The organism is Mesorhizobium sp. M0626 (assembly GCF_040320665.1).
GTDB lineage: Bacteria > Pseudomonadota > Alphaproteobacteria > Rhizobiales > Rhizobiaceae > Mesorhizobium.
This window is the reverse complement of record NZ_JAMYQD010000017.1, coordinates 182,248-195,591: the sequence shown is the minus strand read 5'-3', so window position 1 is coordinate 195,591 and position 13,344 is coordinate 182,248. Positions and strand designations below refer to the sequence as shown.

12 protein-coding genes are annotated in these 13,344 nt (G+C 62.5%); 3 read left to right on the top strand and 9 right to left on the bottom strand.

Features of this window, described 5'->3' with window-relative positions; all coding sequences use genetic code 11:
* The first annotated feature begins 256 nt into the window (after positions 1–256).
* On the top strand, positions 257–1,300 hold the full coding sequence (holA, locus tag NKI37_RS22840; RefSeq protein ID WP_352653353.1) for a DNA polymerase III subunit delta: 1,044 nt from the start codon (positions 257–259) through the stop codon (positions 1,298–1,300).
* A 272-nt stretch (positions 1,301–1,572) separates the two neighbouring features.
* Here the strand turns inward: holA and NKI37_RS22835 are convergent, their stop codons facing one another.
* From NKI37_RS22835 to mnmE, 5 genes are all read right to left on the bottom strand, one after another.
* On the bottom strand, positions 1,573–2,463 hold the full coding sequence (locus NKI37_RS22835; RefSeq protein ID WP_352791090.1) for a ParB/RepB/Spo0J family partition protein: 891 nt from the start codon (positions 2,461–2,463) through the stop codon (positions 1,573–1,575).
* A 61-nt stretch (positions 2,464–2,524) separates the two neighbouring features.
* Complete coding sequence (locus tag NKI37_RS22830) at positions 2,525–3,322, bottom strand: ParA family protein (protein ID WP_023672118.1); 798 nt, start codon at positions 3,320–3,322, stop codon at positions 2,525–2,527.
* A 65-nt stretch (positions 3,323–3,387) separates the two neighbouring features.
* Complete coding sequence (gene rsmG / locus NKI37_RS22825) at positions 3,388–4,020, bottom strand: 16S rRNA (guanine(527)-N(7))-methyltransferase RsmG (protein ID WP_352791089.1); 633 nt, start codon at positions 4,018–4,020, stop codon at positions 3,388–3,390.
* Positions 4,017–5,891, bottom strand: a complete 1,875-nt coding sequence (mnmG, locus tag NKI37_RS22820; protein WP_352791087.1) for a tRNA uridine-5-carboxymethylaminomethyl(34) synthesis enzyme MnmG — start codon at positions 5,889–5,891, stop codon at positions 4,017–4,019. The genes rsmG and mnmG overlap by 4 nt, the downstream gene beginning before the upstream one ends.
* 332 nt (positions 5,892–6,223) lie before the next feature.
* Positions 6,224–7,546 carry a tRNA uridine-5-carboxymethylaminomethyl(34) synthesis GTPase MnmE gene (gene mnmE, locus NKI37_RS22815; protein ID WP_352791085.1) on the bottom strand — a complete coding sequence of 441 codons (1,323 nt, stop codon included), beginning with the start codon at positions 7,544–7,546 and terminating at the stop codon, positions 6,224–6,226.
* Between the two features lie 56 nt (positions 7,547–7,602).
* Here mnmE and NKI37_RS22810 point away from each other — a divergent pair, with 56 nt between their 5' ends.
* Complete coding sequence (locus tag NKI37_RS22810; RefSeq protein WP_352791083.1) at positions 7,603–7,899, top strand: hypothetical protein; 297 nt, start codon at positions 7,603–7,605, stop codon at positions 7,897–7,899.
* A gap of 109 nt (positions 7,900–8,008) precedes the next feature.
* Here NKI37_RS22810 and yddG read toward each other — a convergent pair whose 3' ends face one another.
* The 4 genes from yddG to hemE all read right to left on the bottom strand — a co-directional run bounded on the left by yddG (position 8,009) and on the right by hemE (position 12,106).
* Positions 8,009–8,935, bottom strand: coding sequence for an aromatic amino acid exporter YddG (yddG, locus tag NKI37_RS22805; RefSeq protein WP_352791082.1), 927 nt, complete (start codon positions 8,933–8,935; stop codon positions 8,009–8,011).
* Positions 8,936–9,102: 167 nt separating this feature from the next.
* Positions 9,103–10,368, bottom strand: coding sequence for a transcription termination factor Rho (gene rho / locus NKI37_RS22800; RefSeq protein WP_023672113.1), 1,266 nt, complete (start codon positions 10,366–10,368; stop codon positions 9,103–9,105).
* Between the two features lie 164 nt (positions 10,369–10,532).
* Positions 10,533–11,075, bottom strand: a complete 543-nt coding sequence (gene hemJ, locus NKI37_RS22795; RefSeq protein WP_023715711.1) for a protoporphyrinogen oxidase HemJ — start codon at positions 11,073–11,075, stop codon at positions 10,533–10,535.
* Entirely contained in the window at positions 11,075–12,106 is a 1,032-nt protein-coding gene (gene hemE, locus NKI37_RS22790) for a uroporphyrinogen decarboxylase (protein ID WP_352791080.1), read from the bottom strand. The genes hemJ and hemE overlap by 1 nt, the downstream gene beginning before the upstream one ends.
* Before the next feature lie 400 nt (positions 12,107–12,506).
* On the opposite strand from hemE, the gene NKI37_RS22785 reads away from it, so the two are divergent.
* Complete coding sequence (locus tag NKI37_RS22785) at positions 12,507–13,328, top strand: pyruvate, water dikinase regulatory protein (RefSeq protein ID WP_023726727.1); 822 nt, start codon at positions 12,507–12,509, stop codon at positions 13,326–13,328.
* Positions 13,329–13,344 lie beyond the last annotated feature (16 nt).

The window sequence follows — 13,344 nt, the reverse complement described above, 5'->3', positions numbered from 1 at the left end:
ACACCTCTCCCCCGTCGATCGGGGGAGAGGTGTCGAGCGAAGCTCGACGGAGTGGGGGTCGACCCTTGGGCGCTAGGCAATGCTTGAGATAGTGCCCTTCCTTTGTCCGTTCGCGGCGATTGCCAGGTGGCTCCCCCACTCCGTCTCGGCTTCGCCGAGCCACCTCTCCCCCCTCCGGAGGGAGAGGAAGGGCGCTAGGGTCTCGAACTCTCTGGAGAACGTTCACTCAGCGGCCGCATCATGCTAACCACCCTCCATGGCGCAGAAAAAAGGATATGAGGTCGATTCGTGGCTGGCGAAGCCTGACGCGCGCATATCGATCGTCCTGCTTTACGGACCCGACCGCGGCTTGGTCGCCGAGCGGGCCAAAGCCTTTGCCGCGAAAACCGGCCTGTCGCTCGACGATCCGTTCTCAGTCGTCCGGCTCGATGGCGCGGAGGTCGATCGCGACCAGGGCCGGCTGCTGGACGAAGCCCGCACCGTGCCGATGTTCTCCGACCGGCGGCTTCTGTGGGTGCGCAACGCGAGCGGCCAGAAGGCGCTGGCCGACGACGTGAAGGCGCTGACCGCGGAGCCCGCGCGCGACGCCATCATTCTCATCGAGGCCGGCGACCTGAAAAAAGGCGTCGGGCTGCGCGCCGTGGTCGAGGCGGCCGACAACGCCATGGCGCTGCCATGCTATGCCGATGAAGCGCGCGACATCGACAGCGTCATTGACGACGAGTTGCGCAAGGCCGGCATGTCGATGGCGCTCGACGCACGCCAGGCGCTGCGCCGCAATCTCGGCGGCGACCGGTTGGCCTCACGCGGTGAGATCGAAAAACTGGTGCTTTATGCCCACGGCCAGAAGGACATCAGCCTCGACGACGTAAGGGCGATGTCCGGCGACGTCTCCGGCGCCTCCTTCGACGACGCGGTCGATGCTGTGCTGGAGGGCAGGATCGGTGACTTCGACACCGCCTTCACCCGCCACTGCCTGTCCGGCGGCCATCCTTTCCTGGTACTGTCCTCGGCGATGCGGCAGCTGCAGCAGCTTCAGGTCATGCGCGGCCAGATGGACACCGCCGGCCGCAACGCCGCCTCGGCAGTGGCCGGCGCCCGTCCGCCGGTGTTTTTCTCGCGGCGCAAGCTGGTGGAGAAGGCGCTGGAGCGCTGGAACGTCGAGGCGCTCAGCCGCGCGCTGAACCGGCTGCAATCGGCCGTGCTGCAGACCAGGCGCAGGCCGGATTTGTCGGAAGCGCTGGCGCGGCAGGCGCTGCTCGGCATTGCGGTGGAGAGCGCGAGGCTGGCGCAGCGGTGATCTCCCCCCTTGAGGGGGAGATGTGCCAAAGGCGACAGAGGGGGGTCGCGGCGCGTGGAGCGCTGGCGCCTTTCGCAACGACAAACGAGGTCGGCGCTTGATGGGAGACGACCCTTCTGGCCTGCCGGCCATCTCCCCCTCAAGGGGGGAGATCAGCAGTTCGATCCCTTCGGCAATCGCCAATAAAAAGAAGGGCCGGCAACCGCCAAGCCCTTTCTTCATCCTAAGCCAGAACTTCATTCGCCGGCTAGATATGGCGCAGCCCCAACCCTCTACCGCTCATCCTTCAACCGCCGGCATAGCTCGTCGAGCTGCTCCAGACTGCGGTAGTCCACGCGGATCGCGCCGCCTTTGCCCTTGTGCTCGATGGTCACGATCATGCCGATCGTGTTGGTCATCAGCCTTTCCAGCGCCAGCGTGTCGGCATCCTTGCCCGATGCGCCGTGTGCTGGTTTTGCCTTGGGCGGCGTGCCGCCCGCCGGCATCTGCGCCAGCGCCTCAGCCTGGCGCACCGAAAGCCCTTCTTCGACGATCTGCTTGGCTAGCCCGGCGGGATCCTGCGCCGTCACCAGCGTCCGGGCATGGCCGGCCGACAGCACGCCGTCGACCAGCATGTCGCGGATTACGTCGGGCAGCTTCAACAGCCTGAGCGTGTTGGCGACGTGGCTGCGGCTCTTGCCGATGACATTGCCGAGGTCGGCCTGTGTGTAGCCGTGGTCGTCGATCAACTGCTGGTAGCCGAGCGCCTCCTCGACCGGGTTGAGATCGGTGCGCTGGACGTTTTCTATGATCGCCAGTTCCAGCGCTGTGCGGTCGTTGACGTCGCGCACGATGATCGGGATCTCGGTCAGCCCGGCGCGCTGCGCCGCCCGCCAGCGGCGCTCGCCGGCGATGATCTCGTAGCGCCCGGCCTGCGTCGGCGAAGGCCGCGCCACTACCGGCTGCACGACGCCATGTTCGCGGATCGAATGCGCGAGATCCGTCAGATCGGCGTCGCCGAAATGCCGGCGCGGGTTTTTCGGGTTCGGGCTCAGAAACTCGATCGGCACCTTGCCGTCGGCATTCAGGCCTGGCTTTTCGGCCGCTGCCACCGGGCGGTCGATCTCCCCGATCAGCGCCGCCAGTCCACGCCCCAGTCTCTTTCTCGAAAGGTCTTCGCTCATCTCAATTCCAGATTCTTGATCGTTTCGGTGCCGGATCGCTTTGTTTATCGACCCTGCCTAATCATGCAGCGCGCAATTTTCGCTCGCGGCGGATCACTTCGGATGCCAATTGCAGATAGGCTTGGCTGCCGGAGCATTTCAGGTCATAGAGGATCGCCGGCTTGCCATAGGAGGGCGCCTCGGACACTCGCACATTCCTAGGAATGATGGTCTCGTAGACCTTGTCGCCCATATGTGCCCGCACGTCCTGAACCACCTGGTTGGCGAGGTTGTTGCGGCCGTCATACATGGTCAGCACGATGCCCTGGATGATCAAGTCCGGATTGATCGAACGGCGCACCTGCTCCACCGTTTCCAGGAGTTGGCTTAGCCCTTCCAGCGCGAAGAACTCGCACTGCAACGGCACAAGAACAGAATCGGCTGCCGCCATTGAATTCAAAGTCAAAAGGTTGAGCGAGGGCGGGCAGTCGATCAGCACATAGCCGAACGGCGCACCGCGCTCGGTGGCGGCGCGCAGCGCGTTGCGCAGCTTAAGCACGCGATCCGGCGCCGAGGCGATTTCCATCTCGATGCCGAGCAGGTCGAGCGTCGACGGCACGATCGACAGGCCGGGCACCGCCGTTGGAATGGCCGCCTCTTCCAGGCCCAGTTCGCCGGTCAGCACATCGTAGGACGAGACGGTGCGGTCCTTGCGGTCGATACCGAGACCCGTCGAGGCATTGCCTTGCGGGTCGAGATCGACGATCAGCACCTTTTCGCCGATGGCGGCCAGCGCCGTGGCCAGATTGATGGCGGTGGTGGTCTTGCCGACGCCGCCCTTCTGGTTGGCGACGGTGATGATGCGAGGTCCGGTTTTCATGGGTCTGTGCCAGGTATTCATGTGGGCCAGGTATTCATTGCGTCGCCAAGGTTGCAAAGGAGAGCTTACGCCGTCCGCAGATCGGTCACTTCGAGGATGACGCCATGGGCGTCGGTCATGCTCGGATGTTCTACCAGATCGAAAGCCCAGCGGTGAGTGCTTTCTTCCACCTCGGAGCGGTAATCCCGGCCTTTGTGGAACAGCGCCCGCGATCCCTTGGTCAACCACGGCGCCGACAGATCGAGCAGCGCCGGCAGCGCGGCAAGCGCCCGCGCCGTGATGATTTCCGGTGCGGAAACAAGCGCATAGCTGTCGTCAATGCGCCGGGCGACGACCCGTGCCGGCAAACCGAACTGGCCAATGACCGCCTGCAAAAACGATGCTTTCTTGCGGTTGCTCTCGACCAGATCGATCGACGCGCCGTCACGCTCGCCCAGCAGGAAGGCCATTATCAGGCCCGGAAAACCGCCGCCCGAACCGAGATCGGCCCAGCGTTTGGCCTGGGGGGCTATTCGGGCCAGCTGCGCGCTGTCCAGAATATGGCGGCCCCAGACATCGTCCAGCGTCGACGGCGCAGCCAGATTGATGCTGCGGTTCCATTTCAGGAACAACTGTTCGAACGTCACCAACCGATTGAATGTTTCACGTGAAACCGGTCCCGCGGCCTCTTGCAGGCTCGCCCATGAGGCAGCGCTCACGCAACGGCCCTTTGCGCGGCCGTTTCAGCGTTGCGGACGTGCGCGACGATGATTGCCAGCGCCGCCGGCGTCATGCCTTCCATACGCTGCGCGTCAGCAATCGACCGGGGCTGACGCGTTAGCATCTTCTGCTTCAGCTCATTGGACAGGCCGGGAACATCGGCGAAATCCACCGACGCCGGGATCAACCGGCTTTCCTCGTGGCGGATCTGTGCGACATCTGCCTGCTGGCGATCAAGGTAAACCGAATATTTCGCTTCCGTTTCGAGCCGCTCGGCGGTTTTGGGGTCGATTGCGCCAAAGGCCGGCGCAACACGGGCCAGCCAAGCGATATCGACGCCGGGATGAGCGAGCAATTCGTAGGCGGAGCGGCGCACGCCGTCCCTGTTGATCTCCAGCCCATGCCGCGCTGCTTCGTTGGGCGTCATCGTCGTCGCAGCTGCGAGTTCGCGCGCCCTATCAAGATCCTGTGTGACTTGATTGAACCGCCGCGTTCGCTCCGGCGACACAATACCAAGCCGATTTGCCAGAGGCGTAAGCCTTTCATCGGCATTGTCGGCGCGCAGCGATAGGCGAAACTCCGCCCGCGAAGTGAACATGCGGTAGGGCTCGGCAATGCCGCGGCTGGTGAGGTCGTCGACCATCACACCGATATAGGCTTCGGTGCGGCTGAGCACGATTTGGTCGTCGGCCGCCGCCTTGCGCGCGGCGTTGAGCCCGGCGAGCAGGCCCTGCGCTCCGGCTTCTTCATAACCGGTGGTGCCGTTGATCTGACCGGCTAGGAAAAGCCCCGCAATACGTTTGGCCTCAAGCGTCGGCTCCAACTCGCGCGGATCGACATGGTCGTATTCGATGGCGTAGCCGGGCTGCAGCATGGTCGCCCGCTCTAGCCCGGGTATAGTTTTGAGAATGTCGAGTTGCACATCCTCGGGCAGGGAGGTCGAAATGCCATTGGGGTAGACCGTGTCGTCGTCCAGCCCTTCCGGCTCGAGGAAAATCTGGTGGCCTTCGCGATCGCCGAACTTGACGATCTTGTCTTCGATCGACGGGCAATAGCGTGGTCCGACCCCCTCTATCGAGCCGGAATACATGGCGGAGCGGCCGAGATTGGCGCGGATCAGCTCGTGCGTCGCCGGTGTCGTACGCGTGATGCCGCAATGGATTTGCGGATTCTTGATTGTGTCGGTGAGCAGCGAGAACGGCACTGGATGTTCGTCGGCCGCCTGGCTTTCCAGCGACGCCCAGTCGATGGTGCGGCCATCGAGCCGCGGCGGCGTGCCGGTCTTCAGCCGTCCAAGCGCGAAACCGGCGCGGCTCATCGTCGCCGACAGGCCAAGGCTCGCCTGCTCGTTCATCCGCCCGGCGACAATCTTCCTGTCGCCAATGTGGATGAGGCCGCGAAGAAAAGTGCCGGTGGTCAGGACGACTGCACCGCACGCCAACCGGCGCCCGTCGGCCAGGAGCACAGCGGCGATCCGTCCTTCTTCGATCTCGAAATCCAAGACTTCGCCTTCGACGACGTCGAGACCGTTCTGCTGCCGAATCGCTTCCTGCATGGCCAGCCGATACAGCTTGCGGTCGGCCTGCGTGCGCGGCCCGCGCACGGCAGGGCCTTTGCGGCGATTGAGCAGGCGGAATTGGATGCCGGCAGCATCGGCGATGCGGCCCATCAGCCCGTCCATGGCGTCGATCTCACGCACCAGATGGCCCTTCCCGAGGCCGCCGATCGCCGGATTGCAGGACATGACACCGATCGTGTCGAAGCGCAGCGTGACCAGCGCGGTCCTGGCGCCGGCGCGCGCGGCAGCGCACGCAGCCTCGCACCCGGCATGGCCACCGCCCACCACAACCACATCATAGCGATCGATCATTGTCCCTTCCAGATTCAGAGATTTCCCGACACATGTCCCCACGAGAGGACGCTGTCAAGGATTGCAGGTTGATTCGTTCACGTGGACCGGAGTGCTGAAAGTCGCAGAGGTGTTTCACGTGAGTCATAGGAGCAGCGAAGCCTCGTTTGGCGCTGCCCTTTATCTACCTTCCGGCATCTTCTCCCCATGAACGGGGACAATGAGGGGCGGTGCAGGCTTTCGGCCACTTGCCCTTTTGCCAACCGTCTCATTTCACGTGAAACACGCACTTGGGCGGCCCCCCGTGTTTCACGTGAGTCACTCACACAGCGCGCCCCCCTGTTTCACGTGAGTCACTTCCCAATGCAAAACTGCGAAAAGATCACGTCCAGCAGGTCCTCGACATCCACCGCGCCGACGATCCGGCCAAGCCGGTCCGCCGCTAGACGCAGCTCCTCCGCCCGCAGCTCCTGGCCGCACTCTTGCCCCGACAAAGCCGAGATCAGAAAGCGCCTGGTCTCATTGAGCAGCTCCACATGCCGCAACCGAGACGGCAGGATGTCACCGGCATCGCCGATAGCAGCTGCGGCGCGCCTGCCGATCTCAGCCAGCAGTTCAGCCAAACCAGTGCCGTCCACCGTCGATATCAACGCATCATACGCCTCTGATCGCGGCGAACCTTTCAAGAGATCGACCTTGGTGCCGATTCTCAAAGCCGGGGCGTCAACAGGCATGTTGCCGATGGCAGTAGGGTCCGCCAGATCTTCCAGCAACAGCACCAGGTCAGCCGTGTGCGCCTTGGCCCGCGCCTTTTCGATACCGATCGCTTCGATCTTGCCGGGCGACTCGCGCAGGCCCGCGGTGTCGGTTACCCTGACCCGCACTCCGTGGAGATCCAGCACCACTTCGAGCAAGTCCCGCGTCGTGCCGGGCTCGTCGGTAACAATCGCCGCCTCACGCCTGGCCAGCGCGTTGAACAGGCTGGATTTGCCGGCGTTCGGTGCACCGAGGATGACAACCTCAAACCCGTCACGGATGATCTCGGCGGCATGGAAGCCATCGACATGCCGGCCGATCTCCCCCACCATTGCGCGCACATCGGACCAAACCGTGTCCGAAACCGAACCGGGCACGTCGTCTTCGTCGGCGAAGTCGATTTCCGCCTCGATCATCGCCCGTGCATGGATCAGCCGACGGCGCCAGCCAAGATAGAGTTCGCTTTGCACTCCTTCGGCATTCTGCACGGCAAAGCGCCGCTGCGCTTCGGTTTCGGCGTTGACCAGATCGGCCAACGCCTCCGTCTCGACCAGATCCAGCTTGCCGTTGAGAAGAGCCCGGCGCGTAAATTCCCCAGGTTCCGCATGACGCACGCCGTCAAACCCGGCAATGATCTCCAGCATCTTGCTGGCGACGGCGCGGCCGCCATGGACGTGGAACTCGGCGACATCCTCGCCGGTAAAACTGTTCGGCCCCGGAAAAAACAGCACCAGGCCGTTGTCGATAAGCGACCCGTCCACCGTTCGGAGCTTGCGCAGGGTCGCACACCGGTCCTTGACCGTGCCACCAGCCACCGTTTCGACAACGAATCGAGTCCTCGGTCCGGAAATGCGGATGACAGCGATGCCGGCGGGCAGGCGCCCGCTGGAAAGCGCAACGATCGAATCGCCCGAAATCATCTGCCCGTTCTCACCGGTCGCCTAGGTGTCAACAATCCCACAGTGTCGCGGCCGTCATGAACCGGCTGTCCGTCAATATCAAGGTCGATCGCGAGAGCGACCGGATTACCAAATCTGTAGCCGCCTTGTCATCCATGTGCGAGCAGGCGGGTCCTAATCCCGACGCCAAGCAGTTCTGGGCGGGCCAGCAAGCCCTACGGCTGGCCGGCATCGTTGACGCCTGTTCCTGGCCCGGAAACGTGAAGCTGGAGCCCATCTCCCCATGGGGAAAGCCTCGTTCCGGTTGCGAATCGGAAATCCCGACCCGCGTCACGCTGATCGTCCCCGATTGGAACGGATGCGAATCGACTTAACATTGGCCAGTGGCATCCGGCCCCCGACGGCAGACCGGGGCTATGCACCGCTATCATGCCGGTGGCGACGGATCCGTAGGAACCGAGCCGCTGCTGCGACGCCGGTAGCTCAACCCATGTTTCCGTCCAACGCCGAAGGAAGCGGCTTCACATCAATGGATGGCGGCCGCGGCCTGAACAGCAAATCCTTGGCTGCGACCACCGCTCCGACCGTGATCAGGATGCAAGCAACAGCCACCGACCAGTGAAACACACCAAAGCCTGCCAGCAGAAGCACGATGACCGAGAAGAGGGGCGCGGCATAGGAGAGGGCGCCGAGGATCATGATGTCCCCGTGCTTGCAGCCATAGTCCCAGGCGTAAAAGCCGGCGCCTAGCGGTATTACGCCCAAGATGACGATGGCGCTCCACTCCGTCGCCGTCTGTGGCCAGACGGTGGTCTCAAGGGTGAGGTGCAGCACCAAGGCGACCGCAGCCGTGATGAAGCAGTAACCGACGACCACATCGGTCGGCACCTTGCCAAAGCGGCGCGATAAAACCGAATAGCCGGCCCAGATGAAAGCGCAGAACAGCGCGATGACATGCCCCTTCATCACACCATTGGCCAGTCCGATCGTGCCGCCCTTGGTGATCACCACAATGGCGCCGGCAAGGCCGAGCATGACGCCGGCAATGTGATGGACCCTCAGCTTTTCTCCAGGCAGGAAGGCGGCAAAGACGACGATCAGCAACGGCCAGAGATAGGCGATCAGGCTGACCTCGACCGGCGGCGCCGACTGGATGGCGAAGAAATAGGCGCAGTGGTAGATGCACAGCCCCGCTGTGCCGAGCGCCCAGACCTGCCACGGCTGGCGCAGCGACTTGATCGCCGCCGGACGGACAAGCCAGCTCGACGCGCCGACCAACCCGCCAAGCAGAAACGTCATCGCCGCCAGCTGAAAGGGCGGAATCGGTCCCGCCGCCGTCGAAAGCAGCGCCAGGAAGGACCATGTCAGGATGGCCGAGAAGCCGATCAGGGTCGGGATTGTTTTCTCCATGCGGCTTCCGATCTTCGAGACGCGATTACTCGCATGACGACAGCTATGGAAATTGCCGCCCAAGGCCACGCCCTGTCGGAAATGCGACCTGTTTGCCCCCGCAATGAAAAACCCCGTCCCAGTTCCCGGAACGGGGCTTCAATGCGAAACGATGGCCGACGAGAAGCTTACGTGTTCATCGAATCGAAGAAATCGGCGTTGGTCTTGGTCTGCTTCAGCTTGTCGATCAGGAACTCGATCGCGTCGGTGGTTCCCATCGGCGCCAGGATGCGGCGCAGGACGAAGATCTTCTGCAGATCCTGCTTGGAGACCAGCAGGTCCTCCTTGCGGGTGCCTGACTTCAAAATGTCCATGGCCGGGTAGATGCGCTTGTCGGCGACCTTGCGGTCGAGCTGGATTTCGCAGTTGCCGGTGCCCTTGAACTCTTCGAAGATGACTTCGTCCATGCGGCTGCCGGTGTCGATCAGCGCGGTGGCGATGATGGTCAGCGAGCCGCCTTCCTCGATGTTGCGGGCCGCGCCGAAGAAGCGCTTCGGCCGCTGCAGCGCGTTGGCGTCGACACCGCCGGTCAGCACCTTGCCGGAGGACGGCACGACGGTGTTGTAGGCACGGCCGAGGCGGGTGATCGAATCGAGCAGAATAACGACGTCGCGGCCATGCTCGACCAGGCGCTTGGCCTTCTCGATGACCATTTCGGCGACCTGGACGTGGCGCACCGCCGGTTCGTCAAAGGTCGAGGACACGACCTCGCCCTTCACCGAACGCTGCATGTCGGTCACTTCTTCTGGCCGTTCGTCGATCAGAAGTACGATCAGATAGCATTCCGGATGATTGGCCGTGATCGAGTGGGCGATATTCTGCATCAGCACCGTTTTACCGGTACGCGGCTGCGCGTTGATGAGCGCGCGCTGTCCCTTGCCGATCGGCGCCACTAGGTCGATCACCCGCGACGAGATGTCCTTGCCGGTCGGATTGTCGATCTCCATCTTCAGCCGCTTGGTCGGATAGAGCGGCGTCAGATTGTCGAAATGGATCTTGTGACGGATCTTTTCGGGATCGTCGAAATTGATCGTGTTGACCTTGAGAAGGGCGAAATAGCGCTCGCCCTCTTTTGGGCTGCGGATCGGGCCTTCGACGGTATCGCCGGTCTTCAAGGAGAAGCGGCGGATCTGCGAGGGCGAGATGTAGATATCGTCGGGACCCGGCAGATAATTGGCGTTGGCTGAGCGCAGGAAGCCGAAACCGTCCTGCAACAACTCGACCACACCATCGCCGATGATCTCGACGTCCTGGGCGGCCAGTTTCTTCAGGATGGCAAACATCAACTCCTGCTTGCGCATGACGCTGGCGTTTTCTACTTCGAGCGATTCGGCATAGGCGATCAGCTCTGGCGGCTTCTTGTTCTTGAACTCTGCGAGTTTCATTTCTTGCATAGACGGACTCTGAATCTGCTTTGGGGAAAATATATCGGCTGGATGCGATAAATGCCGGGCGCGGCCGAAAGCAATCAAGGGCGGCGCATGACGGGAAGGAAGACCCGTCTTTTATCGTCGGTCGGGGGAAAGAGCAAGCTGCGTTTTGTTCGACCGAAATGGGCCTAGAACGGCTTGACGACAACCAGGATGACGATGGCGATCATCAGCAATGTGGGGATCTCGTTGACGATTCGCCAGTGCCGCGCCGGTTTTTCATTGCGGTCCTCGGCGAATTTCCTGACAGCACCGGCCAGATAGCCATGCACGCCCGACAGCAACAGCACCAAGCCTATCTTGGCGTGCAGCCAGCCGCCGTGAAAGCCAAACACTTTCCAGGCAAGCCAAAGCCCGAACACCCAGGTGACGATCATCGCCGGATTGATGATGCCGCGCAGCAGACGCCGCTCCATCACCTTGAAGGTCTCCGATTGGACGGACCCCTTCTCTGCGTCGGCGTGGTAGACCAGCAATCGCGGCAGATAGAGCATGCCGGCCATCCAGGAGATGACGGCCAGGATATGGATTGCCTTCGCCCAGGGATAGAAACCCTCAGGCGCAAAGAAAAACAAAAGTGCGGTGAGAACAACCAGCACTCCGATGCCGATGGTCATGCGCATCATCGCCCCACGAGTGCTGTTGCCGCCCGTATTATCCGATTGAGCCATCAGCGTGTCGCGCTCCGCACCTGCTTCACCATCGCCTCGACATGCGCCACCGGCGTCTCCGGCGTAATGCCATGGCCGAGATTGAAGATCAGCGGTCCGTCGCCCAGCGCCTTGAGGATCGCATCGACGCCGTCCGACAGGGCTTTGCCGCCAGCCACGAGCCGCAAGGGATCGAGGTTGCCCTGGACCGCACCCGAGCGCTGCAGTTCGTTCGCAGCCGACAGGGGCACGGTCCAGTCGATCCCCAGCCCCGTGACCCCGGTCTTCTCACGATAGGTCTCGTAGCGGGCGCCGGCGCCCTTCGGAAAGCCTATGATCGGAACATCGCGATGAACCGCACGAACTTGCCTGACGATCTCCGCCACCGGTTGCACGCAGAACTGCTCGAAAGACGCATCATCAAGCACGCCGGACCAGGAATCGAAAATCTGCACCACGTCGGCACCGGCTTCGATCTGGCGGATCAAATAGGCCGCGGAGTGATCGGCGAGCACTTTCAGGAGATGCTTGAAGGCCGTCGGTTCGCGATAGGCAAACAGCCGCGCCGGCGCTTGGTCGGGTGTGCCGTGGCCGGCGATCATGTAGGTCGCCACCGTCCACGGCGCGCCGCAGAAGCCGATCAGCGTGGTCTCGTCAGGCAATCTTGCCCGCAGCCGGCGAACCGTTTCGTAGACCGGTTCGAGATTCACGTGAAACGTTTCACTGTTGAGAGCCGAAATCTCAGCTGCAGTGATTGGCGTCAGCAGCGGCCCGCGGCCCTCCTCGAAGCGGACATCGCGCCCCAGCGCATGCGGCACGACCAGAATGTCAGAGAACAGGATCGAGGCATCGAAGCCGAAGCGCTCGATCGGCTGCAGCGTCACTTCGACGGCCAGATCAGGATTGTAGCAAAGATCGAGAAAGGACCCGGCGCGCTTTCTGGTCTCGCGGTACTCCGGCAAATAGCGCCCGGCCTGGCGCATCATCCAGAGCGGCGGCGGAAACACTGCCTCGCCTCTCAGCACGTCCAGCACGATGCGGTTCTCGGGCATTGAGCGCTCTCTTCCCTGCCTTCTCTATAATTAAATAGTCTATTTCTAGAATTTTCTGATTCTAAGAGTCTGTTGGTATCGGTGGTTGTCACCTGTCCCGCTTTGCCCTGGAAAAGGCCAGCCAGCATTTTGTCGCGTGTTTCTTCCGCGGGATTGTCAAAGAGTGTGGATGACCAGGATTCCATCACTGGAGTCAATGGTTTGGCGTAGCCGCTGAAAACCGCCTCTGTGGATGAAGCGCTGGCAAAAACGCCCGTCCCCAGATTTGTCCCCAACCGCACAGTGAAGCTGACAGCGCATCGAATTGTGGACAACTGGCCTTCTGATACAGTCGCCTCCCAGCCGGTCGCCTTTGCGGCCCCGGTTTATCCACACAAGCCCACAGCCTGAGGCGCCCCCTGTGAACAAACCCCAGAGCTTCTTTCACCTGCACCTGATTTCCGACGCCACCGGCGAGACGCTGCTGGCGGCCGGCCGAGCCGCCTCGGCGCAATACAAGGATGCGCGCGCCATCGAGCATATCTATCCGCTCATCCGCACCGAAAAGCAGGTGGCGAAAGTCTTCGAGGACATAGAAGAGGAACCGGGCATCATCCTCTACACCGTCGTCGACCAGAAGCTGGCGCGCGGTATTGACGAGCGCTGCGCCGCCATGGGGCTGCCCTGCGTTTCGGTGCTGGAGCCGGTCCTCACCGTGTTCCAGTCCTATCTCGGCACGCCGGCCGGCCGCCGCGTCGGCGCCCAGCATGTGCTCGATGCCGATTATTTCCACCGTATCGACGCACTCAATTTTACGATGGAGCATGATGACGGCCAGCTGCCGCTCAACATGGACGACGCCGATGTCGTGCTGATCGGCATTTCCAGGACATCGAAGACGCCGACCAGCATCTATCTCGCCAACCGCGGCATCAAGACCGCCAACATCCCGATCGTGCTCGGCGTGCCCGTGCCCGAAAGCCTGGTCGCTGCCACCAAGCCGCTGATCGTCGGGCTGATCGCCACCGCCGAACGCATCTCGCATGTCCGGCAGAACCGCGTGCTCGGCAACAGCAGCACCTACGAAGCGACCGATTATGTCGACCGTGCCTCGATCGCCGAAGAGCTCGCCTATGCCCGCCAGATCTGCACCCGCCACAATTGGCCGATGATAGACGTCAGCCGCCGCTCGATCGAAGAGACCGCGGCAGCCATTGTTGCCCTGCGGGGGAAGAATAGATGATGGGATGGCAACGCGA

What these genes read in the sequence shown, in the direction of transcription:
- holA (WP_352653353.1), top strand. Translation starts at nt 257, where the DNA reads ATGGCGCAGAAAAAAGGATATGAGGTCGATTCGTGGCTGGCGAAGCCT.
- NKI37_RS22835 (WP_352791090.1), bottom strand. Translation starts at nt 2,463, where the DNA reads ATGAGCGAAGACCTTTCGAGAAAGAGACTGGGGCGTGGACTGGCGGCG.
- NKI37_RS22830 (WP_023672118.1), bottom strand. Translation starts at nt 3,322, where the DNA reads ATGAAAACCGGACCTCGCATCATCACCGTCGCCAACCAGAAGGGCGGC.
- mnmG (WP_352791087.1), bottom strand. Translation starts at nt 5,891, where the DNA reads ATGATCGATCGCTATGATGTGGTTGTGGTGGGCGGTGGCCATGCCGGG.
- mnmE (WP_352791085.1), bottom strand. Translation starts at nt 7,546, where the DNA reads ATGATTTCGGGCGATTCGATCGTTGCGCTTTCCAGCGGGCGCCTGCCC.
- NKI37_RS22810 (WP_352791083.1), top strand. Translation starts at nt 7,603, where the DNA reads ATGAACCGGCTGTCCGTCAATATCAAGGTCGATCGCGAGAGCGACCGG.
- yddG (WP_352791082.1), bottom strand. Translation starts at nt 8,935, where the DNA reads ATGGAGAAAACAATCCCGACCCTGATCGGCTTCTCGGCCATCCTGACA.
- rho (WP_023672113.1), bottom strand. Translation starts at nt 10,368, where the DNA reads ATGCAAGAAATGAAACTCGCAGAGTTCAAGAACAAGAAGCCGCCAGAG.
- hemJ (WP_023715711.1), bottom strand. Translation starts at nt 11,075, where the DNA reads ATGGCTCAATCGGATAATACGGGCGGCAACAGCACTCGTGGGGCGATG.
- hemE (WP_352791080.1), bottom strand. Translation starts at nt 12,106, where the DNA reads ATGCCCGAGAACCGCATCGTGCTGGACGTGCTGAGAGGCGAGGCAGTG.